The sequence below is a fragment of the Sphingobacterium haloxyli genome (assembly GCF_002980525.1).
GTDB lineage: Bacteria > Bacteroidota > Bacteroidia > Sphingobacteriales > Sphingobacteriaceae > Sphingobacterium > Sphingobacterium haloxyli.
Genome location: NZ_PVBQ01000007.1, coordinates 98,172 through 120,752, shown reverse-complemented (window position 1 = coordinate 120,752; position 22,581 = coordinate 98,172). Strand labels below are relative to the sequence as shown.

The 22,581-nt window shown below is 41.6% G+C and carries 22 protein-coding genes; 16 read left to right on the top strand and 6 right to left on the bottom strand.

Going from position 1 to position 22,581, the window contains the following annotated elements; translation table 11 throughout:
- The first annotated feature begins 75 nt into the window (after positions 1 to 75).
- The 7 genes from bshA to C5745_RS10805 all read left to right on the top strand — a co-directional run bounded on the left by bshA (position 76) and on the right by C5745_RS10805 (position 6,791).
- The gene (bshA, locus tag C5745_RS10835; RefSeq protein ID WP_105717127.1) at positions 76 to 1,215 is read left to right on the top strand and encodes an N-acetyl-alpha-D-glucosaminyl L-malate synthase BshA; all 1,140 of its coding nucleotides are present in this window, start codon (positions 76 to 78) and stop codon (positions 1,213 to 1,215) included.
- Between the two features lie 84 nt (positions 1,216 to 1,299).
- Positions 1,300 to 2,004 (top strand): UMP kinase, encoded by a 705-nt coding sequence (pyrH, locus tag C5745_RS10830; RefSeq protein WP_105717023.1) that lies wholly within the window; start codon positions 1,300 to 1,302, stop codon positions 2,002 to 2,004.
- A gap of 26 nt (positions 2,005 to 2,030) precedes the next feature.
- A complete protein-coding gene (gene frr / locus C5745_RS10825) occupies positions 2,031 to 2,594 on the top strand; it encodes a ribosome recycling factor (RefSeq protein WP_105717022.1) in 564 nt (187 codons plus the stop codon).
- A gap of 102 nt (positions 2,595 to 2,696) precedes the next feature.
- Complete coding sequence (locus C5745_RS10820; RefSeq protein WP_105717021.1) at positions 2,697 to 3,671, top strand: sugar phosphate isomerase/epimerase family protein; 975 nt, start codon at positions 2,697 to 2,699, stop codon at positions 3,669 to 3,671.
- Between the two features lie 12 nt (positions 3,672 to 3,683).
- Positions 3,684 to 4,187, top strand: coding sequence for a SixA phosphatase family protein (locus C5745_RS10815; RefSeq protein WP_105717020.1), 504 nt, complete (start codon positions 3,684 to 3,686; stop codon positions 4,185 to 4,187).
- 67 nt (positions 4,188 to 4,254) lie between these two features.
- Positions 4,255 to 6,285, top strand: coding sequence for a thioredoxin domain-containing protein (locus C5745_RS10810; RefSeq protein WP_105717019.1), 2,031 nt, complete (start codon positions 4,255 to 4,257; stop codon positions 6,283 to 6,285).
- A gap of 5 nt (positions 6,286 to 6,290) precedes the next feature.
- A complete protein-coding gene (locus tag C5745_RS10805) occupies positions 6,291 to 6,791 on the top strand; it encodes an FKBP-type peptidyl-prolyl cis-trans isomerase (RefSeq protein WP_105717018.1) in 501 nt (166 codons plus the stop codon).
- Positions 6,792 to 6,902: 111 nt separating this feature from the next.
- On the opposite strand, the gene mnmD is transcribed toward C5745_RS10805, so the two are convergent.
- Positions 6,903 to 7,577 (bottom strand): tRNA (5-methylaminomethyl-2-thiouridine)(34)-methyltransferase MnmD, encoded by a 675-nt coding sequence (gene mnmD / locus C5745_RS10800; protein WP_105717126.1) that lies wholly within the window; start codon positions 7,575 to 7,577, stop codon positions 6,903 to 6,905.
- A 230-nt stretch (positions 7,578 to 7,807) separates the two neighbouring features.
- Between mnmD and C5745_RS10795 the strand changes: the two genes are divergently transcribed.
- From C5745_RS10795 to C5745_RS10780, 4 genes are all read left to right on the top strand, one after another.
- Positions 7,808 to 8,233 (top strand): cytochrome c maturation protein CcmE domain-containing protein, encoded by a 426-nt coding sequence (locus C5745_RS10795; RefSeq protein WP_105717017.1) that lies wholly within the window; start codon positions 7,808 to 7,810, stop codon positions 8,231 to 8,233.
- Positions 8,234 to 8,321: 88 nt separating this feature from the next.
- Entirely contained in the window at positions 8,322 to 10,799 is a 2,478-nt protein-coding gene (gene ccsA, locus C5745_RS10790; protein ID WP_105717016.1) for a cytochrome c biogenesis protein CcsA, read from the top strand.
- Positions 10,799 to 11,563, top strand: coding sequence for a Rossmann-like and DUF2520 domain-containing protein (locus tag C5745_RS10785; RefSeq protein ID WP_105717015.1), 765 nt, complete (start codon positions 10,799 to 10,801; stop codon positions 11,561 to 11,563). The genes ccsA and C5745_RS10785 overlap by 1 nt, the downstream gene beginning before the upstream one ends.
- A gap of 97 nt (positions 11,564 to 11,660) precedes the next feature.
- Positions 11,661 to 13,271, top strand: a complete 1,611-nt coding sequence (locus tag C5745_RS10780; protein WP_243403315.1) for an FMN-binding glutamate synthase family protein — start codon at positions 11,661 to 11,663, stop codon at positions 13,269 to 13,271.
- Positions 13,272 to 13,307: 36 nt separating this feature from the next.
- Here C5745_RS10780 and C5745_RS10775 read toward each other — a convergent pair whose 3' ends face one another.
- Entirely contained in the window at positions 13,308 to 13,748 is a 441-nt protein-coding gene (locus C5745_RS10775; RefSeq protein WP_105717014.1) for a MarR family winged helix-turn-helix transcriptional regulator, read from the bottom strand.
- A 118-nt stretch (positions 13,749 to 13,866) separates the two neighbouring features.
- Between C5745_RS10775 and C5745_RS10770 the strand changes: the two genes are divergently transcribed.
- On the top strand, positions 13,867 to 14,265 hold the full coding sequence (locus tag C5745_RS10770) for a hypothetical protein (protein WP_105717013.1): 399 nt from the start codon (positions 13,867 to 13,869) through the stop codon (positions 14,263 to 14,265).
- Here the strand turns inward: C5745_RS10770 and C5745_RS10765 are convergent.
- Together C5745_RS10765 and C5745_RS10760 are read right to left on the bottom strand one after the other, a co-directional pair.
- The gene (locus C5745_RS10765; protein WP_105717124.1) at positions 14,259 to 15,041 is read right to left on the bottom strand and encodes an amidohydrolase; all 783 of its coding nucleotides are present in this window, start codon (positions 15,039 to 15,041) and stop codon (positions 14,259 to 14,261) included. The genes C5745_RS10770 and C5745_RS10765 overlap by 7 nt on opposite strands.
- Positions 15,042 to 15,133: 92 nt before the next feature.
- Positions 15,134 to 16,111, bottom strand: coding sequence for a polyprenyl synthetase family protein (locus C5745_RS10760; protein WP_105717012.1), 978 nt, complete (start codon positions 16,109 to 16,111; stop codon positions 15,134 to 15,136).
- 9 nt (positions 16,112 to 16,120) lie between these two features.
- Here C5745_RS10760 and C5745_RS10755 point away from each other — a divergent pair, with 9 nt between their 5' ends.
- From C5745_RS10755 to C5745_RS10745, 3 genes are read left to right on the top strand one after another with little or no spacing between them, the layout of a single operon-like run.
- Positions 16,121 to 17,329 carry a glycosyltransferase family 4 protein gene (locus C5745_RS10755; protein ID WP_105717011.1) on the top strand — a complete coding sequence of 403 codons (1,209 nt, stop codon included), beginning with the start codon at positions 16,121 to 16,123 and terminating at the stop codon, positions 17,327 to 17,329.
- Positions 17,326 to 17,658: a metal-sulfur cluster assembly factor gene (locus C5745_RS10750; protein ID WP_243403314.1), complete on the top strand. Its 333-nt coding sequence runs from the start codon at positions 17,326 to 17,328 to the stop codon at positions 17,656 to 17,658. The genes C5745_RS10755 and C5745_RS10750 overlap by 4 nt, the downstream gene beginning before the upstream one ends.
- A gap of 35 nt (positions 17,659 to 17,693) precedes the next feature.
- Positions 17,694 to 18,890 carry a M20 metallopeptidase family protein gene (locus C5745_RS10745; protein ID WP_105717010.1) on the top strand — a complete coding sequence of 399 codons (1,197 nt, stop codon included), beginning with the start codon at positions 17,694 to 17,696 and terminating at the stop codon, positions 18,888 to 18,890.
- 44 nt (positions 18,891 to 18,934) lie between these two features.
- Here the strand turns inward: C5745_RS10745 and C5745_RS10740 are convergent, their stop codons facing one another.
- Positions 18,935 to 20,179 (bottom strand): cation:proton antiporter, encoded by a 1,245-nt coding sequence (locus tag C5745_RS10740; RefSeq protein WP_105717009.1) that lies wholly within the window; start codon positions 20,177 to 20,179, stop codon positions 18,935 to 18,937.
- Between the two features lie 9 nt (positions 20,180 to 20,188).
- Positions 20,189 to 20,671 (bottom strand): cation:proton antiporter regulatory subunit, encoded by a 483-nt coding sequence (locus tag C5745_RS10735; protein ID WP_105717008.1) that lies wholly within the window; start codon positions 20,669 to 20,671, stop codon positions 20,189 to 20,191.
- A gap of 205 nt (positions 20,672 to 20,876) precedes the next feature.
- Here C5745_RS10735 and recJ point away from each other — a divergent pair, with 205 nt between their 5' ends.
- Positions 20,877 to 22,571 carry a single-stranded-DNA-specific exonuclease RecJ gene (recJ, locus tag C5745_RS10730; RefSeq protein WP_105717007.1) on the top strand — a complete coding sequence of 565 codons (1,695 nt, stop codon included), beginning with the start codon at positions 20,877 to 20,879 and terminating at the stop codon, positions 22,569 to 22,571.
- Positions 22,572 to 22,581: the final 10 nt, after the last annotated feature.

Genomic DNA, 22,581 nt, shown 5'->3' with positions numbered 1-22,581 from the left:
TTGCAAAGCAATTATAAAAGCATCGTTATCTTTGCGCTGTATGTTTACATACCGTTAAAAAACAAATTTATACAGATGAAAATAGGTATTGTATGTTATCCTACTTTTGGCGGAAGCGGCGTAGTCGCAACAGAACTTGGCAAAGCACTTGCTTCCAACGGACACGAAATCCACTTCATCACCTACTCTCAACCCGCTCGGTTGGATTTCTTTTCAGAAAACCTTTACTATCACGAAGTTGCTGTAGCCCAGTATCCCCTATTTGACTTTTCTCCCTATGAATCTGCTTTGGCAAGTAAACTGGTAGACGTTGTCCGATTCGAAAAACTGGATTTATTGCATGTTCATTATGCGATTCCACATGCGTCAGTCGCCTATTTAGCAAAACAGATATTAGCTTCATATGGTATTCACGTTCCTGTAGTGACGACCCTACATGGAACAGATATCACCTTAGTAGGAAAAGATAAAAGCTTCAATCCGGTAGTCACATTTTCGATAAACCATTCTGATGGGGTGACAACCGTTTCCGAGAATTTACGTGAGCAGACATTAGAATCCTTTGAAATTACCCGAGATGTGCGCGTGATTCCCAACTTTATAGATTTTTCTCGTTTTCATAATAAGAAAAGAGAACATTTCAAACGTGCCATCGCTCCTGAAGATGAGCGAATCATTATCCACACCTCCAATTTCCGGAAGGTTAAAAATACCCAAGACGTTATTCGCATCTTCCATAAAATCAATGAGGTTATTCCAAGTAAGCTTCTGATGGTTGGTGATGGGCCTGAGCGACGAAACACAGAAGAACTTGCGCGTCAACTAGATGTAAGCCAAAACGTACGTTTCTTGGGAAAACAAGATGCTATTGAGGAAATATTATCCGTTTCGGATTTATTCTTAATGCCTTCTTCCTCGGAAAGTTTTGGCCTTGCAGCTTTGGAAGCCATGGCCTGTCATGTTCCGGTTGTTTCTTCTAACACCGGAGGACTACCCGAGCTAAATATTAATGGCGTGAGTGGGTTCTTAAGCGATATTGGTGATATCGATGGTATGGCAAAGCATGCAATCCACATCTTAGAAGATTGTGACCGCCTACAAGTTTTTAAGGACGCGGCCTTTGCTCGAGCGAAAGAATTTGATTTAAGCAGAATTCTCCCCCTTTATGAATCCTATTATGAAGAGGTGGTGAAAGCGGCGAAGGACAAATTATGAACGTGAAAAAAGGGTGATATAAAACGTAGGAGGCAAGAAAAAAAGTTTTATCTTTGGCTTTTGGAAATATTCCAAAAAACGATCATGAAATATAAACGTATCCTACTCAAACTCAGCGGAGAAGCCCTAATGGGCGAATTAAGTTACGGCATCGACATCAATCGAGTGATGCAATATGCGAACGATATTAAAGAAATTCATAGCCAAGGTTTAGAAATCGCCATCGTTATCGGTGGCGGCAACATTCACCGGGGACTAAGTGCTGAAAAAGCAGGTATGGATCGCGTACAGGCTGATTATATGGGTATGTTAGCAACTGTTATTAACAGTATGGCTTTGCAGGATGCGCTGGAAAAAGTTGGTTTAAAAACCCGTTTATTGACGGCGATTAAAATGGAGCAGATTTGTGAACCTTTTATTCGTAGACGTGCGGTACGGCACTTGGAAAAAGGTAGAATCGTTATCTTTGGTGCAGGTACAGGAAACCCTTATTTCACGACTGATACGGCAGCATCGCTACGTGCGATCGAAATCAACGCCGATGCTGTACTCAAAGGTACACGTGTTGATGGTATATACACAGCCGATCCAGAAAAAGATCCTTCTGCACAACGCTATGATAAGATTTCTTTCCATGAGGTTTACGAGAAAGGTCTAAATGTGATGGATATGACCGCCTTTACGTTGTGTCAAGAAAATAACCTCCCTATCATCGTTTTCGATATGAATAAACAGGGAAATCTGAAGAAGTTAGCCAATGGTGACCATATCGGCACGGTGGTTAGTTAATCTAATGCAAAAGAAATACAAAAGATATGAATGAACTGATATCCTTAGAATTAGACGACTGTAAAGAGAACATGAGCAAGGCCGTTGCTCACACGGAGTCTGAACTGACTAAAATTAGAGCTGGGAAAGCCTCTCCGGCGATGTTAGATGGAATTTCCATCGATTATTACGGCAGCATGACTCCCCTTTCTCAAGTTAGTAATGTCAATACTACCGATGCTAGAACCATTGTTATCCAGCCTTGGGAAAAGAATTTAATTAGTACCATCGAAAAAGCGATTGTTGATTCGAATATCGGATTAAACCCACAGAACGACGGTTCTATTATTCGCTTGGCCGTACCCCCATTGACAGAAGAACGTCGTCGCGATCTGGTAAAAAAAGTAAAGGAAGAAGCTGAAAAGGGTCGTGTAGCAATACGGAATATTCGCAAGGATGCCAATGAATCTATTAAGAAACTAAAAGGAGAAGGCATATCCGAAGACGAAATTAAAATAGGAGAAGGCGAAGTACAGAAGTTAACGGATTCTTTTATCGTTAAAGTTGACCAACTTGCTGAGGTAAAAGAAAAAGACATTATGACTGTATAAGCACTTCAGTATAATTGATAAAAAGGATTCTAGTAAACAGAATCCTTTTTTTATTTATTTTTTGTTAACTTTCCTTGCAGATTACCATTCTTAATACAAGGTATGTACAACAGTAGAAGAACATTTCTTAAGCAAGCTGGTTTAGGATTATCCGCAGCTTTTCTTAGTCCTTATTTATCTTCCTGTAAAGGGTCCGCTTTAACGGACGACCCTTTTAGTAACGTAGGTATACAATTATACTCCATCCGTGATTTAATCAATGAAGATCCCATAAGCACGCTTAGTACAGTCTCGAAAATCGGGTATAAGCACGTGGAAACATTTGGTTTTGACTCCGCTGACGGTACTTATTGGAAGCTTCCTGTTCCGGAATTGAAAAAAGTATTGGACGACAACAATCTGAAGACACATTGCGGGCACTATGATATGTCCAAATACCTCAACCGAAAGTTAACGGAATATGAGAATATTGAAAAATATATTGAAACCGCCCACCAATTAGGGCAATCCTATATTGTGGCCCCGGTAACGCCAATGGATGACTTAAATAACCTGAAACCCGAAGATTACCAATATGCAGCAGAACAGCTCAACAGATTCGGTGAGATGGCTAAAAAAGCAGGTATTAAAGTCGGTTACCACAATCACTTCTGGGAATTTAGGCATTTTGCGAATGGGACAAAGGGGTTGGATATCCTTATTGCTTTTACCGAACCAGAACTTGTCGATTTCGAATTAGATCTTTTTTGGATAGAAAAGGCAGGTCTTAGTCCGCAATCTTATTTCGAAAAATATCCAGGTCGGTTTCCGATGTGGCATATAAAGGACATGGACAGACAGTACACCAAGCCCGTTGTAGGAGAAGAATACGATGATGCTGATTTTTTGGATATCATGAAAGAAGTCAGGTATACGGAAGTAGGAGCGGGAGCGATAGATTTCATCAGAATTGCGGATTATGCCGACAAATCAGGGTTAAAATATGCATTTGTGGAACAAGATGACATCTATCTCCGAAATAAATTTGAAAGCATAAAGAAAAGCTACGACTACGTAACAAAGCGTCTAGTGAAATAAGGAGGATCAAATATGGAAAGAAAGTCGCTTTATATCGTTCGACACGCAAAAGCTGAATTACCTACCTTCAGCAAAGACGACTTCCAGAGAGACTTAATAGCCAGAGGAATCAGTCGTGCCGAAGATATTGCCAAAAAGTTAAAAGTGCACCTACCGGCTATAGACAAAAAAACACTGATCATCTCCTCTACCGCTAATCGAGCGATGCAGACGGCAAAAATCTTCGGCGACATTTTAGGATATCCTGAGGAACGCATTGTATGGGAACCGAAGATCTATGAAGCACACCATCTTTTTCTAATGAAACGCCTTAACGACATACCGGCCTCCTACGGTCGTGTGTTGTTATTCGGTCATAATCCAGGTATTTCTGACCTTGTTAGCTATGCCACCGATCATTTCGTTAACCTTAAAACGTCTCACGTAGCGTGTTTGGAACTGGAAGAAGAAATAGATTATTCGTTATTATCAGCAAATACAGCGTCGTTAAAAAAAATAATTACAGAAAATTCGTAGTGGTAAAAGTTTATCACAATGAATTACGGGCTACCTGCTACACATTCCTCATAACAAATCACGCGATATGGCTAACAAACTTCAATACGAGCACTCTCCTTATCTAAAACAACATGCACATAATCCAGTTAATTGGATGCCATGGGGCGACGAAGCTTTACAGAAAGCTAAAGACGAAAACAAACTGATTATCGTAAGCATAGGTTACTCTGCCTGCCATTGGTGTCACGTCATGGAGCGCGAAAGCTTTGAAAACGAATCCATTGCGCAAACGATGAACACCCTGTATGTACCTATCAAAATCGATCGCGAGGAGCGGCCCGATATTGATCAAGTCTATATGATTGCCGTGCAATTGATGAGCAATTCGGGTGGATGGCCGCTGAACTGCATCTGCTTGCCCGATGGTCGTCCCATATATGGAGGCACCTATTTTAGACCGCATGATTGGCAACAGGTATTATTACAGATTGCCCAAATGTGGGAAGACACACCTCAAGTAGCTTTCGATTACGCTGAACGCTTGTCGAAAGGTATCCATCAAGCAGAACGACTTCCTATTGCTCCTATCCCCGAAAAGTATACCGATACCGATTTGGACCATATTGTGAACCCTTGGAAAGCACAATTTGATGCGAAAAATGGAGGGTATAGCAGGGAACCGAAATTTCCTTTACCGAATAATTGGTTATTTTTTCTCCGCTATGCAGTACTTGCGGATGACCAGCCTATATTGGAACACGTGCACTTCACTTTACACAAAATAGCAAGTGGCGGTATCTACGACCAGGTAGGCGGAGGCTTTGCTCGTTATGCGGTAGATGGTCGATGGCATATCCCCCATTTTGAGAAAATGCTATACGACAATGCGCAACTAATTTCTTTATACAGCGAAGCTTATCAACAAAATCCTGTCCTGCTATACAAAAGGATTGTCGAGGAAACCGTCGCTTGGGCAACCCGGGAAATGCTCGCCGAAAATGGTGGTTTCTATGCGGCATTAGATGCGGACAGCGAGGGGGTAGAAGGAAAATTCTATACTTTTCATCAGGAAGAACTTGAAAACCTTTTTGATGAGGATGCCCCTCTCCTGATCGATTATTTTCATGTTACAAAATCCGGAAATTGGGATGAAGAGGGCACCAACGTATTATATTGTGACATCGAGGCAGATAAAATGGCTTTTGAAAGTGGATTTTCCGAAGATAATTGGGAGAAGTATCTACGTGAAGTAAAAAAGAAGCTTCTCAGCTATCGCGAAAAGCGAATAAGACCAGGCTTAGATCATAAACAGCTCACGTCGTGGAATGCGCTTTTTTTGAAGGGACTCGTTGACGCATACCGTGTATTTGATAAACAAACGTATCTTGATCTCGCCCTTCAAACTGCAAGTTTCATCAAAAAATATTGTTTTTCTGATAAGGATCGCTTACTCCATCAACCGGCGGACGACAACCGGCAGATATACGGCTTTTTGGATGATTATGCCTTTACCATTGATAGTTTTATAGCGTTATACGAGGCTACATTTGAAGAAAGCTGGCTGGATGAAGCCCGCGGTTTGGTTGAAAACGCTATCAATCTATTTTATCACGAAGAAAATAAGACATTCTTTTATACCGCACACGATGCAGAACAATTGATAGCTCGAAAGAGCGAAATTATGGATAATGTCATCCCTGCATCTTCATCTGCGATTGTACGTGCGCTCTATCGGTTAGGCGAGCTATTGGACAAAGAAAGCTATACGGCTATCGCTGACCAAGTATTTGCTAACGTTTTTCCGCATATCAAACAGTATGGATCGGCCTATTCCAACTGGGCTATCCAACTATTGGAGCACGTATATGGAAACAACGAAATTGCGTTTACAGGTACAGAGGCCCTTGCTTGGCGAAAACAGCTGGATAGGCACTATATTCCGAATAAAATCACCTTAGGGGGAACAAAAAGTAAACTACCGTTGTTAAAAGATAAAGCGGGTATGGAATCAAAATCCTACCTTTGTAAGAATAAAGCATGTAGTTTACCACAAAATTCCGTGGCAGAATTACTGGCATTAATAAATAGTAACAGGGATTCGTCCCCAAAAAATTAACAAAGATGGCAATAGAAAACAACAATGTCGTTGCATTGAATTACAAGCTTCACACGTTAGAAGCAGATGGAGAGAGAGCATTTGTAGAAGAGACCACAACTGAAAACCCCTTGACTTTTTTATATGGAGTGGGCATGATGTTGCCGAAATTTGAAGAAAACATCGCAGAACTGAATATCGGCGATAAGACTTCATTTACGTTAGAACCAAACGACGCCTACGGTGAAAAAGATGACCGCGCTGTTGCACAATTACCGGCTGATATGTTTAAGGAAACGGGGCTACCTCCAGTGGGTGAGGTATTACCTTTACAAGATAACGAAGGCAATCAGTTCCGTGCTGTGGTCGTTGAGGTTACGCCAGAAGCTGTAGTAGCCGACTTGAACCACCCTATGGCCGGCAAAACGTTAAACTTTGACGTAGAAATATTAGCCGTACGTCCCGCTACTGAAGAGGAATTGGCACATGGGCACGCACATGGCATTGACGGCGAGTCGGGTCATTAAAATTCAGGATAAGGATATTCTGAATATCCAAGTTATAAGTAGAGGGTTGATGTATTTCAACCCTTTTTCATTAGGCAGACAGATAGCTATCTTTTAATCATCATCAATTAATCATGATGTTTTAACAGCCCGCAACATCTCCCGTTTACCGGGAGCGCCCGGCACTTTCTCAATAGCAAAACCTAATGCTTTCATCGTGCGTTTTAAATTTCCGGTAATAGCATAAGTCACAAATACTCCTCCCGGCCGCAAAAAAGAACATACATGCGCCAATGTCTCCGCTGTCCACATTTCAGGCTGATGCACAGCCGCAAAAGCATCGAAATAGATAACGTCAAATTTTCGTGTGTCCCCGACTTGGAAATTTAACGCTTTTTCGTGCGCAATAAACAAGCTAACGGAATCCGTAACAGGAACTTCCTGTGTTTGCGCCTTTTGATAGTTGTGCTGAAAATTCGACCAGATTTTCTGCTGGACAAAGCGCTGATATCCCATTTTAAACATAATCTCTTCGCTAAGAGGATATGCCTCAATACCAACGTATTCCAAACTAACTTTGTGAATATCCGCGTAATCTGCTGTCAATAAAAAATTCAGTCCCGTACCAAAACCAACTTCCAATACCGCTGCATGGGAGGTCTTACTCTTATGTAGGAAAAACTCAAGCCCTGAACGTAGGAAAACATGCTGACTTTCTTGCAATGCACCATGTTTGGAATGATAATGTTCTCCGACCTCGGGATGATATAGTGTAGACGACCCGTCAGCTGTTGTTACAAACTGCATAATGACATATTTTTGCAAATTTATTATAAAAAGCGACATCGTTACGCATATGTTGTGTAGATTAATTCTAAATAACTTACAAAGTTTGGCAAATTCCTATCTTGCAAAAGCATTTCGTAATTTTGTATTTTATTTAGAGATAGTGCGATATGAAACTACGATGTAAATACAAAAATAAGACAATGGCTATTTACATCGAACTCTCATCAGCCATTTAAAGAAATAATTAGATGAAAAAAAGCTCAATTATCTTAATTGTTATCATCGCTATAGCGATTGCGATGATTGTTGTTATTTATACGGATTCGAGTACGTATGCCACTTTTAGCGAAGCGAAGGAGAAAAACACGGAACTTTACGTTGTTGGCGTGCTGAATAAAGAAAAAGATTTATATTACGATCCTGTCAAGGACGCCAACCACTTTTCCTTCTACATGTACGATAACGATAGTACAGAATGCGAGGTTGTATTCAGAGGATCTAAGCCTCAAGATATCGAACGGTCTGAGCAGATCGTACTGACCGGTAGAATGCAAGGTGATATATTTCATGCAAGTAAAATATTGATGAAATGCCCGTCTAAATACAACGAAGATGAGGTTGAGGTCATCGAAACAACCGTGGCACGTGCAACGACATTTTTGGATGGGAAATAATGCCATTTGGCTGTAGAACAGGCCGTTTTAAAAGGTCCCTCCATTTGAGAGAGGGACATCTGTAATAATTTTTACTTTAATTAGAATAATGGACGTTAATTACGTTGGAGAACATCTTTTACCGGGAAAAATCGGCCAGCTTTTTGTGATTCTATCCTTTGGCGCTGCTCTTTTTTCACTAATCTGCTATTTCTTCGCAACACGGGAGCCGGAGGTTAAATCTTGGAAAACACTTGCTCGAATTGGGTTTTGGACTAATTTGGTATCGGTTGTGGCGATTGGCACGATTCTATTCTATCTAATCTACAACCATTATTTCGAGTACCATTATGTTTGGGCACATTCGTCAAAGTCACTTCCAACGCATTATATTATTTCTTCTTTTTGGGAAGGACAGGAAGGAAGTTTTTGGCTCTGGATGTTTTGGCAAGTAGTATTAGGCGTCGTTATTATATTCAATGCTAAGAGCTGGGAAGCACCGGTCATGACTTTCGTTATGCTCTGCCAAGTGTTTTTAGGTTCTATGTTGATTGGCGTCGAAATATTTGGTTCTCGCATCGGTAGTTCACCCTTTATTTTATTACGGGACGCTATCCAAGGCCCTATTTTTAGCCGGCCTGACTATTTAAGTATGATTACGGATGGACGCGGATTAAATCCTTTATTGCAGAACTATTGGATGGTAATCCATCCTCCTACTCTATTTCTCGGCTTTGCATCCATGATCGTTCCTTTTAGCTATGCAGCAGCAGGTCTTTGGCTCAAGCGTTACAAGGAATGGATGAAACCTGGATTACCCTGGGCGCTTTTTGCGGTAATGATTTTGGGAGCAGGGATTATCATGGGATCTTTCTGGGCATATGAAGCACTGAATTTCGGGGGGTTTTGGGCTTGGGATCCGGTAGAAAACGTATCAATTATTCCTTGGTTTACACTTATCGCGGCTGTTCATGTAATAATCGCCTATCGCAATTCCGGTCATGGTTTCTTTACCGCCACACTTTTGACGATGGTCAGTTTTGTGCTTGTCATATACGCTTCTTATCTCACCAGAAGCGGGATACTAGGAGAAACCTCTGTCCACTCGTTCACAAGCTTAGGAATGTCGGGGCAACTCATCATCTTCAATATCACTTTCTTTATACTGATGATTGTGATGCTCTTGTGGAGAAATAAAGAAATGCCATCTTCCAAACAGGAAGAGGACGTTTACTCACGTGAATTTTGGATGTTTATTGGTGGTTTGGTTCTTACAGTCGCTTGTATTCAGATGATAGCAACTACATCTATTCCAGTATTTAATGCTTTGTTTGGAACGAAGGTGGCTCCTCCTGTAGACCCAATTCCGCATTACAATAAATGGCAAGGTGCATTCGCCGTGGTTATTATGCTTGTAACGGCTTTCACCCAATTTCTGAAATACAAAAGAACAGACTCCAAAAAATTTTGGATATCCACCCTAGCATCTTTTCTATTCGCCGTTATACTTAGCGCTATAATCGTTTATTTCACGAAGACATACACGAATGTAATGTATGTCTTGCTGACCCTAACTTGTGTATTCTGCCTGTTGGCAAATATGCGTGTTCTAGGAGACGCTTTGAAAGGTAAATGGCGACTAGCAGGATCTGCTGTTGCACATATCGGGTTTGCGCTTTTACTTCTGGGAGCCCTTATTGCAGCAGCTACCAACGAAGTTATTTCCGTTAACGAAAGCCGTTATATCCAAGTTCAAAATTTCGGTCAAGACGGAGACAAATTTTCTGATCCTGGTGAAAACTTATTTCTAACCGAGGGGGAACCCGAACAGATGGGCGACTATAGAATTACCTATATCGGAGATAGCGTCGCTCCACCGAATGTGTATTATAAGATATTATATGAGCGCATTGACGAAGAGACAGGAAATGTAAGGGAATCTTTTGTACTTCGACCGTTTGCACAACATAACCCAGAGATGGGCGGGTTAATCGGAACTCCGGATACAAGGCACTATCTTACACATGATATTTATACGCTGATTACAGCGGCAGCAGCGGAATCGCAAGTACAGGCAGAAAACATTCCTGCTGAGGAACAAACAGGATATGAAGATTACGATGAACCCGCAACTTACCAGGTCAGCATTGGTGATACCCTGCGCTATCGAAATGGATTTTATATCATTGAAGGAATCAATAGGGACGCTACCTTAAATAATATTCCTAAAGCGAAAGATGATATTATTGTCGGACTAAAGATTAAAGTCGTTGCGGCTGATGATAAGGAATATAACGTAGAACCCATTTTCTTGATTAAGGATGGCCATAGCTACGATTTCAATAAGGATGTTAGCGATCAGGGGCTGCGTTTCCGTTTCACTAACATCTTACCGAAGGAGGATAAACTGGAAATCATGCTGTACCAAAAGCCGCTACCTGAGAAAAAATGGATCGTTTTTAAAGCCATTAAGTTCCCTTACATCAATTTCTTTTGGGCTGGTACGATTATTATGACTATTGGTTTTATCATGGCTATCTATCGCCGTTTAAGGGATACAAAAATTGCCAAACGAAAACCTGCGTAATGAATATTGTTATCTTAGGTAGCGGGAATATTGCCTCCCATATGGGGAAAGCACTGCATACACTTGGACATCAAATTTTACAGGTTTACAGCAGAAATTGGGCCAATGCACACGTATTGGCCTCGGTTTTAAACGCCGACGCGGTAGATACAGTCGAAGAGATAACAGACAGAGCCGATTTTTATTTTATTGCTGTCGCCGACCAGGCCATACAACAGGTAGCAGACCAGCTACCACAACCCGTTAACGGGATTGTGGTGCATTGCTCCGGAGCGACAGATATTAATATTTTAGCCCGTTTTCCTTTGCATGGAGTCATCTATCCGGCGCAAAGCCTTCGCAAAGATATTGCCACTTCCTTACGCGACATACCTTTCGGCATAGAAGGTAGTGATCGAGACATTGCAAACAGCCTCCTGCGGTTAATACAGACCATTTCCGTCAAGCCGTTTCTATGTGATACGAAACAACGCTTGGCATTACACTTAGCCGCGGTGTTCGCTAATAATTTCAGTAATGTGCTTTTCCAGATCGCGTATGAAATCCTTAAAGAACAAAATTTAACCTTTGACCTGCTAAAACCTATTATCTTAGAAACTGCACAGAAAGTACAAAAGCAAATCCCGGAAGATGTACAGACGGGTCCTGCTAAGCGAGGGGATACGGAAACTATTCAAAAGCATTTACAGTTTCTTATGAAAAACCCTCATTGGCTTAAAATATATCAAGAACTGACGGGAGAAATCACCAGAAAAGAGCATTAAGCGCCCAAACATTATCAAACAGACAAATCTTTTGTGAAACGGCTTCTTTTTTCGCTTTCATCCAACAACTTCCTAATTTTGCACAAACCATGAAGTCATGGCGCGCAGTTTGCTTGTCATTGGTGGTACGCAACGTAAAAATATATTATATAAAACTATGGCCGTTAGAAAACTAATCCTGTTAGCGATAATTGTTGTCAATATCGTCATCCTCTCATTTGGAGTCGTCTTTACGCCACGTTGGTTCTGGTTACTCATAATCCCGTTCCCGCTGATGATGTTGGCTTTCTATAATAGTTATCAAAGCAAACACGCGATTTTACGTAATTACCCTATTCTAGGCTATTTTAGATTTTTCTTTGAAAGTATCCGCCCCGAAATGCGACAATATTTCTGGGAATCAGACACAGACGGACGCCCGTTTAATCGGAGGCAACGCTCTATTGTTTATCAACGTGCTAAAAATGAACGAGAAACTGTAGCATTCGGGATGCAGTCAGATCCGCAGGCCGTAGGAAACGAATGGGTCGCTCATTCCGTGTTTCCCTGTCATATCGAAAATCACGACCTTCGAACGACCGTTGGTAACGATCTTTGCAAACAACCGTATAGTCTTAGTGTATTTAACATTTCTGCTATGAGTTATGGCGCACTCAGTAAAACAGCTATCACGGCACTCAATAGAGGCGCAGCATTACAGAATTTCGCCCATAATACAGGAGAAGGGGGTATCAGCCCTTATCATATCAATGGGGCGGATTTGATTTGGCAAATCGGTACAGGATACTTTGGTTGCCGCAACGAAATGGGAATGTTTGACCCTGAGCTATTCTCGGAAAAGGCGACACGCCCCTATGTGAAGATGATCGAGTTAAAATTATCACAGGGTGCGAAACCCGGACATGGAGGTATATTGCCGGCAGCTAAAAACACCCCCGAAGTTGCTGCTATTCGTCATGTCGTCCCTGGAACCGATGTGATGTCTCCACCTGCGCATAGCGCTTTCAATTCCCCTGAGGGTATGATACATTTTATCCAGCGGTTACGCGAGCTATCTGGATACAAACCGGTAGGTTTCAAATTGTGTGTAGGAGATAAACAAGAGTTTGTTGATATTTGTCATGCTATGTTGACGACACAGCTGTTTCCTGACTTTATAGCGATTGACGGTTCAGAAGGGGGTACGGGCGCCGCACCCTTGGAATTTACTGACAATTTAGGTATGCCTTTATACGATGCACTATCGTTTGTGACAACGACGCTCATCAAATTCGGTTTAAAGAAGCATATAAAAGTGATCGTTTCCGGCCGAATTGTCACAGGTTTCGATTTATTAAAAGTAATTGCATTGGGTGCAGATGCTTGTTACAGCGCAAGAGGAATGATGTTTGCCTTAGGTTGCATTCAAGCGTTGAAATGTAACGAAGATGTATGTCCCGTTGGCGTTGCTACCCAGCGACCGCACTTATATAAAGCACTGGACGTAGAAGATAAATATATAAGAGTGGCACAGTTTCACCGCAACACCCTGCGCGCTACGGCAGAGATCATGGAAGCCTGTGGATTTAAAACCTTAGACGACGTTTCAGCGGATAAGTTTTTTCGCAAAGTCGACAGTGTAACCACATTGAGTTTTCAGGAAATTTACTTTAGAGATACCGGTAAATTAGTTAATAGCCATAGCGCGTTTGAAACGCAGGAGTTATAGGTCTTGATTCGCCCTATCAATTGTCAAGAAGGTCAATCACGACAAGTTGCTGTACAATACATCTAGTGTATTACGTGCTTTTATCATATCTTCCCTACTAACACCTTCTAATGCTTGATTGATAGTTCGCTTCGCTTGGCGCAAACAGGCTTCTTTCATTTGTCTGCCTTGCTTTGTCAAAAAAATGAGATTTGTGCGCTTATCCTCTTTGTCGGTCACACGGATTACCAACTTAAGCCTTTCTAGATTATTGATTAAACGAGATACGCTCGGTTTATCACGAAAAGTCAAACAAGCAAGTTCTTGTTGGGTTCGCCCTTCTTCGATCCACAAATAATAGAGGACCGACCACTGTTCTGAGGTAATCTTTATTCCCTCTTCTTTTAGATTTCGTTGTAGCCGCCTCCCTAGTGCTGCGTAGGCTTTTCCGGTTAAAAAAGAAAAAAATTCGTCCGTATCTTCAAAATTGTCGTTCATATCGGATAATATTGGGTTAGAATAATTGTATATACAAACAAACCAAAAAACTAAATACTATGCAAGTAAAATTTAATATTTCATCATTTTCTTCTAAATTTTGACTAGATTTACCCTTATGGAGAACTTTCTGCCTGCATTATTGATTATCGGCGCCGTGATTTACAAGATCTATTCTGAATATCAGAAAGAACAAGAGAAAGCACGCCGACGTTTGCCGAAGGTACCGCCGCCGACACCTCCCGTAATATCCGACGCCGAGCAAAAAATGCACCGTAGGGTTACTGAATCTACGAACCCCGCTGCTATTCCAATCCCCGCTAAAAAAACAGAACGCTCGTTGGATATACCAGAAGTCGTCAGAAAGACAAGGGAAGAAAGGTCAGCAGAAGCAAAGCTCCTTAAGAAAATCCCGTCAAAAGTCGTACCCGAAATAGAGGAAAAAGACGAGGTGCTGTCTTTCAACTTACGCGAAGCTATTATACAATCAGCTATATTGAATAGGCCTTATCAATGATTTTTTATTGAAAAATCGTCAGCATCCGCTAGAAATGGAAATTGCTCTCGGGCTTTAACCAAATCAGCAGGATTTAGGGTAAATGTGTACAAATCTTCATCCTCAGGTTTATAATATACAACATCACCTACTGGCGAAATACACATCGACCCACCTGAATAATAAATTTCATTACCATCATATCCTACACGGTTCACACCTATTACATACGCTTGATTTTCAATAGCCCGAGCAGGGATGAGTGCTCGCCAATGTGCGGAACGTTTGTCTGGCCAACAAGCAGTGTAAACTAATAAATCATAAGCGTTTCTTAAATTCCGAGACCAAACAGGGAACCGTAGATCGTAACACACCATAGGACAAACTCGCCAACCTTTGAGATTTAAAACAATACGGGAATTCCCCGGCGTAAAAACTTCATTTTCTCCCGCCATTCCAAATAGATGACGCTTGTCGTAATGTACAAAACTACCATCAGAAGACATCCATATAAATCGGTTATAATAGCGCCCTTCTTCTTCAATGATTAGCGTTCCTGCAATTACACAATTATAAGCTTTGGCGTGTTCATACATCCAATGCATTGTTGCGCCATCCATCTTTTCTGCACATTTTTCGACATTGGTCGTAAAGCCGGTATTAAACATTTCAGGCAATAGAATTAAATCCGTTTTCTCTTTCAATGCGGATAACCGCAACGATAGGTTATTTAAATTTTTTTCTACGTTTTCCCAAAATAAATATGCTTGGAATATCGTTATTTTTACCGGTTCCATATCTGTCATGCGCAATTTTTATTTTTGTTTATGTTGATGTTTTGACAATTTACCAAAAAACTAGCGTTTTATCAATTTTTAACAACAAAACACTATTGTATTCTATGCATCAGTGCATTCGCAAGAGAAAAAAGAGCCTCCTTTTGGTCTGCCTCCACTTGAATTTCCGTTAGTTTTTCGTAAGCAATAGTCGTGAATTTTTCTTTCTGATATATAGCTAACGTCTGAATATCATATTTAGCATACAAGTCCATCATTTTCTCTACTTTTTTTGGTTCGACATCAACAGACTGCATAAGTAAACAATCCAATTCTTCTCGATCTGTCGGAGAAATAAGCTCTTGTAGCTTTACGAAAAGAATCGTCTTTTTATTTGACAGGATATCACCGCCTACCTGCTTACCAAAACTATTCGGATTTCCATATACGTCTAATATATCGTCTTGCAACTGATAAGCGATTCCCAGATTTACACCAAAGTCGTAAAGCAAAGTTTGCGACCGCTCATCTGCTCCAGCAATAATAGCTCCCATTTGCAGGGCGCAACCGAGCAATACCGAAGTTTTCAGCCGTATCATGTCTATATATTCCGTTTCGCTTACTTGTGTCCGCACTTCAAAATCCATATCATACTGTTGTCCTTCGCATACTTCCAACGAAGTAACGTTGAAGAGGTGCAATAAAGACGGAATCTTCTCGCCAGGACATTTCGCTAGTTCTTGATAAGCTTTGATAAGCAGCGCATCACCCGACAATATCGCTACATTGTCATTCCACTTTCGATGCACAGTGGGCTTTCCCCGACGCAAGGGCGCGACATCCATAATATCGTCATGAATTAAAGAGAAATTGTGAAAAAATTCAATTGCCGCACTTGCCGGCAATGCTTGTTCTACAACGGATTTATCAAAAAGCTCCGCACCCATTAATACCAATAGCGGGCGTATTCGTTTACCAGACAAGGATAATATATAACGAATCGGGTCATACAGATATTGAGGGGTCTGCGGGAAATGGGCTTTTTCTAAATAATTCTGAAATGCTTTCGCGTGTACTAACTCTTGGAACATAGCTAAAAAATGATACGCGAAGATAAGGATAAAATGGGAAATACTATCTTTGTAGAAACCCAGTGGCATATGCGCATCCTTGTTATTCATAATTTCTATCAACATGCCGGCGGAGAAGACACCGTGTTCCGGCAAGAAGTCGAGGAATTAAAAAAAAAGCATACTGTTAAAACGATAACCTTTAACAACAAAAAAGGTTGGCGAGGCGCACTACAATTTCTAGCTTACCCTTGTAATATCTACGCAACTCGAAAAGTTAATAAGTTTATCAAGAGGTTTGCACCGGACATTGTCCATATTCATAACCTATACTACGCTGCAGGCCCTGCTGTTATTAGAGCTGTGAAAAAACAGGATATTCCGGTGGTCATAACCTTGCACAACTTTAGACTGCTCTGCCCATCAGCGACGCTATTTTTCCAAGGTAAGCGATACGTAGATAGCATCTCGAAAAGCTTTCCATGGAAAGGAATAAGATTGGGGGTGTTGGACCATTCTCCTGTAAAAACATTTTGGATAGTGCTGACTCATTTTCTACATTGGAGATTAGGCACATGGCAATCTGTAGACCGCTTCATAACGCTTACGGATTTCGCTAAACAACTCTTTCTTTCTGCTGGCAAAAATTTTGCTCCCGAACAGTTTATTGTTAAACCCAATTTTGTTGACCTTTCGATAGATGGTCTACACACAGGTAACTACTACTTATTTGTCGGCAGGTTATCTTCGGAAAAAGGAATCATACCGCTGATTGAATCGTTAAAAGGAAGCGATAAGATACTAAAGATAGTTGGCGAAGGCCCTCTTACAGACAAGGTGCGAACCATGGTCAAAACTTGCGATAACATAGCGCTGTTAGGACCGAAAAACAAACAGGAAACGATGCAGTTATTAGTAAATAGTAAAGCACTTATAGTACCATCGGTATGTTACGAGGGAGCTGTTCCTTTAACAATATTGGAAGGAATGGCTACCCATACGCCCGTTCTAGCAAGTAATGTGGGGGCCATTCCTAGTGCAGTCATACCTGACAAAACCGGTTGGCTATTTGACCCCTATCAGTCAGAAAGCGTACTATTTGCCATTCAGAAATTTGAAAATTCGGATAAAAAAGACGACATTGTTAAAAACGCATATATATTATATAAGGAAAACTTCACAAAGACCGCTGTCATGAACCAACTGACAGATCTTTATGAAAAAACAATAAAAACATGAGCAACATTATTATCATGGACAAGCTAAATCTCGCGACTGAGATACGGCAACAACTAGAAACAGTATATGATCCCGAACTCAAGCCTGCAAATATCATTGATTTAGGGCTGGTATACGAGATTATCACCAAAGAAGATGGCACAGCAAAGATTGTCATGACATTGACTGCTCCGGGGTGTCCTGTTGCAGGTGATATTATGGAAGAGGTACAAAGAAAAGTAGCAGGTGTTCCGGGTATTAAAGAGGCCCTCGTAGAGCTTACCTTCGATCCGCCTTGGACCAAGGACATGATGAGTGAAGAAGCTAAACTGGAGCTGGGGTTTCTATAGATCGAACCTCGCTGCTATTGCTACCTTTAGGTTATATGGATTTAATCGATACCATAAAAGAACGTGTTGAGGCACATTTTAATGAGACTGTGCTTAGAAGACAGGAGCTGCATCAACATCCAGAACTGTCGTTTCAGGAATATCAAACAGCTGCTTACATTAAAACTGTCTTGGATAAACTATCTATCCCGTATTTACCCGTTGCCGAAACAGGTGTAGCGGCGTGGATAACGGGAAAAAAAAGTCTATCCGATGATGTCATCGTTTTGCGGGCAGATATTGACGCCCTACCCATCCAAGAACTAAACGAGATTTCGTATAAATCCAATCACGACGGCGTGATGCATGCCTGTGGGCATGACTTTCACACGAGTAACTTATTGGGGGTCGCGACGGTGTTGCAAGAACTGGAGCATTCGTTTTCAGGCCGGGTATTATTGCTTTTCCAGCCCGCAGAAGAGCGTATTCCCGGAGGAGCCCAGGAAATATTGCGTTCAGGAGTCTTTGATGAATATGAAAGCCGCATAAAGGCTGTCTTGGGATTACATGTGAGTCCTCAGCTTGGTGTCGGGGAAGTGGGGGTTTGCCCTGGAAAATTTATGGCATCGAGCGACGAGTTTTATGTTCGTATCAAAGGCAAGGGCGGACATGCAGCAGAACCGCATCGTGCTATTGATCCGGTGTATATTGGTGCGCAATTGGTTTCCTCTCTGCAACACGTTATCAGCCGGCGTGCAAATCCGGCAATTCCCTCTGTTCTTACATTTGGCCGCTTTATCGGGAATGGTGCGGTCAATGTCATTCCAGACGAAGTATATATGGAAGGTACTTTTCGAACTATGGACGAGCAGTGGCGGAAAGAGGCGCTTGAGCAAATTGAATATTTAATCCGGGAGCTACCGCAATCGTTTGGTGCGGAAGTCGAGTTAACCTTAAAAAATGGCTATCCCTTTTTATATAACGATCCGTCCTTGTCGCAAGATATAAGTACCTATATGGCAGAAATATTATCCAAAGAAAATGTGAAAGATATCGGCATATGGATGGCGGCAGAAGATTTCGCCTATTATTCGCATCGTTTTCCATCCTTGTTTTTTTTAGTGGGTATCCGGAATGCGCAACGTGAACCCCAATACGGATTGCATAATGCAAAATTTAATCTGGACGAGGATTCGTTTAGAACTTCCATGCAGGCAATGGTGTACGCCAGCATCCGCTTACTAACATCTTGAAGCGCCAACAAAGTAGGACGTAAGGTCAACGTGCCACCTGTTCTCTACGACGCCCCAGCTGATTCTTCTAATTGTTCTAACGTTTTTTTGGGCTGTACGGGAGGGGTATCCTTTCCAAACAGCGCAGCCCATAACGTACGTGACTCTTTTGTCAGCAACGGCGATACGATAGATAAGATAAGTACGTATACGACAACAAAAGACTGGAGAATCGGGAGCAAGCCTCCTGCTTTTCCAATATTTGCCATAATTATGGAAAATTCTCCCCTAGCAGAAAGCGTAAACCCAATATCAAACGAAGCTTTGGGTTTTCGACCTGAAAATCTGGCGGCAAAATAGCCCGACGCCACATTACCCATGACAGTAATAAACGCTGCCAAAGCAGCCCATCCTACAGCTCCCCCTAAAGTGTACATATCAATGGATAGTCCGAAACTAAAAAAGAACATGGCTCCGAAGAAATCACGATAGGGCAGCACAACGCCCTCGATTTTTTTAATATAACGAGAGTCCGCAAAGACCAACCCCGCCATCAAAGCTCCGATAGCCTCTGCAACGTGTATCGTCTCTGAAAAGCCTGCTATAATAAAAAGAAGACTGAATATGATTAAAATAAAAAGCTCCGGAGATTTGTCCTGCAAAAGTCGATCTATAGCCGGGACCAGCTTCCTTCCCAATATCAAAAAAGTCAAAATGAAACCCAAGGCGAGCAAGGATGTTCCGAGGACGGACCAGAAGGAAGACCCTCCCGTTAGAATCAAACCCGACAGGAATGAGATATGCATAGCGATAAAGAGATCGTCAAACATAATCATCCCCATAATAATTTCCGTTTCCGGGTTCGCCGTCCGTTTTAGATCGGTTAATACTTTAGCAACAATTGCTGTAGATGAACTTGTCATCACACCGCATAGCACCATCATTTCCTTAAAAGGAAGGTCCATTAGCCAACCTATCAGAATACCCGATATAAAATTGAGAAACACATAGATTGTCCCTCCTGTAATAATTGATTTTCCGGACTGCATTAATCGCCCTACGGAAAATTCCAGTCCTAAATAGAACAACAAAAAAAGGACGCCCAAACGCCCCATGAAATCTATAAAGGGCTTACTCTCCGTAAATGTAAGATCAATATACCCAAATTGAGGAGCATGTTGACCAACTACCATACCAATTATGATGAAAAATGGTATCACCGAAAACCGCAACTTGTTGGCTAGCAAGCCCACAATGGCAACAAGCAATACAGCAATACCAACTTCTAATACCAAGGTATGTGACAACATAGGGTTAAGTTAGGATGTTAGGATTTCTTTTAATAGTTTAATGTTCGCTTTCTTTCCGGCAACGACCAACGTCATTCCAGATGTTATCACGTAATCTGGGCCAGGATTAATAATTGTGTCCTCTTCTTTGATAGCCGCGATAATTGATGCTCCAGTACGTTGTCGCACGCCTAACTCTCCAATAGTCTTATTAACACCATCGCTAGGAGCGTCTACTTTATACCATTCAATCCGTAAATCATCCAATGCCAGCTCCATGGTTTCCAACGCCTTGGGCTTATAAGATAATCCTCCAATAATACCCGCTACCTGTCGCGATTCCTCATCCGAAAGAGTCATAACACAGTGCGTTTCACTATCATCTCCCTCTGAGCGGTAAAGTTCGCGTTTACCGTCATCGTGAATAACGACAACCATATTGTCGCCTGCTTCCGTCTCGATTTGATATTTCTTACCTATTCCGATCAGGTCGCTTTCTCTAACTATTGACATAGCAAAAAAAATTAAATACAACGTTCGTATTCTTCTTAGAACACTTGTCTCAAGCAAAACTAACAAAAAAAACAGGAAGTTAGCAAGCAACAAAATTATCCTCCTAATACCTTAACGCACAACATATTCCCTTTACTCGTATTACAGCGGTTAGGTAAACCCGTTTACAAAATGTATATTTACACGTTAATACAACGGCAACGATATGCAAAAAAGATGGGTGGTTAAGCCAAAAAACGATGTTCGAAAAACCAACAGCTTGTGTGACGAGTTGGGTATAAGCGCTGTAATAGCCGAACTACTTCTCCATCGTGGCATCGAAACCTATCAGCAGGCCAAGCATTTTTTCCGTCCAAGCTTTGACTTGTTGCACGATCCATTTTTGATGAAAGATATGGATAAAGCTATATCCCGAATCGAAAGAGCAATCGGCAACAAAGAGAAGATACTCATATATGGAGATTATGATGTCGACGGGACGACGGCTGTCTCCGTTGTCTATAGCTTTTTTCGTGATTTCCATTCTGGTTTAGCATTTTATATTCCCGACCGATACTTAGAGGGATACGGCATTTCTTTCAAAGGAATTGACTATGCCGCAGAACACGGCTTCACACTGATTATTGCCTTGGATTGTGGTATTAAAGCCATTGAGAAAGTCAATTATGCGAAAGCGAAAGGTATTGATTTCATCATTGGAGATCATCACCTCCCCGGCCATACCATACCAGACGCGGTTGCTGTATTAGACCCGAAGCGTCACGATTGCCCCTATCCGTATAAAGAACTATCGGGATGTGGCATAGGCTTTAAATTAATCCAAGCGTTTGTTCAGAAAAACGATATGGACATGCAACTTGCCTACCAGTATCTTGATTTAGTAGCAGTAAGCATCGCATCAGACATTGTACCGATTACAGGCGAAAATCGGGTGCTCACGCATTTTGGGCTAAAAAAACTAAACACTAACCCAAGTTGCGGGCTGCAAGCACTGATTAATCTTTCTTCCAATAAAACCGGACATTTTTCTGTAGGAGATATTGTTTTTCAGATTGGCCCCCGCATCAATGCTGCTGGACGTATTGAACACGCCAAGGATGCGGTTAACCTATTGACTTCAAAATCATTAGCAGAAGCTAAAGTTTATTCAACTACAGTTGATGATCAAAATACCGTACGCAAGGGTTTTGATCTTAAGATAACCGAGGAAGCATTGGACATCTTGGACAAGGATGAGGTGTTGAAACAACGCAAGTCTACCGTGCTTTTTAAGGCAGATTGGCACAAAGGCGTAATCGGGATTGTCGCTTCGCGTCTAACGGAGAAATACTATCGACCCACTGTTATACTCACACAAACCAATGGACATATTGCCGGTTCGGCACGGTCGGTACTGGGTTTTGATCTTTATGAGGCATTGAGCGAATGTGCCGATTTGCTAGATCAATACGGCGGGCATAAATATGCTGCAGGCCTCACCATGCGCGTGGAGAATGTACCTGCCTTCCAAGAAAAATTTGAGGCAGTAGTGCAGAACAGCATTAAGCCTGAAATGCTTCAGCAGGAAGTGCTCATCGAAACGGAACTGAATCTTAAAGACATCGACAACAAGTTTTGCCGTCTGCTCAAACAGTTTGAACCCTTCGGACCACAGAACGAAGCCCCGATCCTTCTCACGCGTAAAGTACAGGGGTCTGCATATATCGTAGGTACAAATCACATCAAAATATCGTTAAAACAGGAAGATTCGACATCGTTCGATTGTATAGGATTTGGCCTAGCGCAGCACGTAGACCACATTAATGCGGGGCATGAATTTGATATTTGCTATACTATCGAAGAGAATAACTGGCGAGGTAAAAAGAATTTACAATTAAATATCAAAGCAATACGATATTAAAATATATTTG

Bases quoted from the DNA above. Each gene is read 5' to 3' on its own strand.
- C5745_RS10795 (WP_105717017.1), top strand. From the start codon at position 7,808: ATGAAAAAAAGCTCAATTATCTTAATTGTTATCATCGCTATAGCGATT.
- C5745_RS10740 (WP_105717009.1), bottom strand. From the start codon at position 20,179: ATGTTGTCACATACCTTGGTATTAGAAGTTGGTATTGCTGTATTGCTT.
- pyrH (WP_105717023.1), top strand. From the start codon at position 1,300: ATGAAATATAAACGTATCCTACTCAAACTCAGCGGAGAAGCCCTAATG.
- C5745_RS10765 (WP_105717124.1), bottom strand. From the start codon at position 15,041: ATGGAACCGGTAAAAATAACGATATTCCAAGCATATTTATTTTGGGAA.
- C5745_RS10820 (WP_105717021.1), top strand. From the start codon at position 2,697: ATGTACAACAGTAGAAGAACATTTCTTAAGCAAGCTGGTTTAGGATTA.
- C5745_RS10755 (WP_105717011.1), top strand. From the start codon at position 16,121: ATGATACGCGAAGATAAGGATAAAATGGGAAATACTATCTTTGTAGAA.
- mnmD (WP_105717126.1), bottom strand. From the start codon at position 7,577: ATGCAGTTTGTAACAACAGCTGACGGGTCGTCTACACTATATCATCCC.
- bshA (WP_105717127.1), top strand. From the start codon at position 76: ATGAAAATAGGTATTGTATGTTATCCTACTTTTGGCGGAAGCGGCGTA.
- C5745_RS10775 (WP_105717014.1), bottom strand. From the start codon at position 13,748: ATGAACGACAATTTTGAAGATACGGACGAATTTTTTTCTTTTTTAACC.
- C5745_RS10780 (WP_243403315.1), top strand. From the start codon at position 11,661: ATGGCGCGCAGTTTGCTTGTCATTGGTGGTACGCAACGTAAAAATATA.
- C5745_RS10745 (WP_105717010.1), top strand. From the start codon at position 17,694: ATGGATTTAATCGATACCATAAAAGAACGTGTTGAGGCACATTTTAAT.
- C5745_RS10785 (WP_105717015.1), top strand. From the start codon at position 10,799: ATGAATATTGTTATCTTAGGTAGCGGGAATATTGCCTCCCATATGGGG.
- C5745_RS10750 (WP_243403314.1), top strand. From the start codon at position 17,326: ATGAGCAACATTATTATCATGGACAAGCTAAATCTCGCGACTGAGATA.
- C5745_RS10810 (WP_105717019.1), top strand. From the start codon at position 4,255: ATGGCTAACAAACTTCAATACGAGCACTCTCCTTATCTAAAACAACAT.
- ccsA (WP_105717016.1), top strand. From the start codon at position 8,322: ATGGACGTTAATTACGTTGGAGAACATCTTTTACCGGGAAAAATCGGC.
- C5745_RS10770 (WP_105717013.1), top strand. From the start codon at position 13,867: ATGGAGAACTTTCTGCCTGCATTATTGATTATCGGCGCCGTGATTTAC.
- frr (WP_105717022.1), top strand. From the start codon at position 2,031: ATGAATGAACTGATATCCTTAGAATTAGACGACTGTAAAGAGAACATG.
- recJ (WP_105717007.1), top strand. From the start codon at position 20,877: ATGCAAAAAAGATGGGTGGTTAAGCCAAAAAACGATGTTCGAAAAACC.
- C5745_RS10760 (WP_105717012.1), bottom strand. From the start codon at position 16,111: ATGTTCCAAGAGTTAGTACACGCGAAAGCATTTCAGAATTATTTAGAA.
- C5745_RS10735 (WP_105717008.1), bottom strand. From the start codon at position 20,671: ATGTCAATAGTTAGAGAAAGCGACCTGATCGGAATAGGTAAGAAATAT.
- C5745_RS10815 (WP_105717020.1), top strand. From the start codon at position 3,684: ATGGAAAGAAAGTCGCTTTATATCGTTCGACACGCAAAAGCTGAATTA.
- C5745_RS10805 (WP_105717018.1), top strand. From the start codon at position 6,291: ATGGCAATAGAAAACAACAATGTCGTTGCATTGAATTACAAGCTTCAC.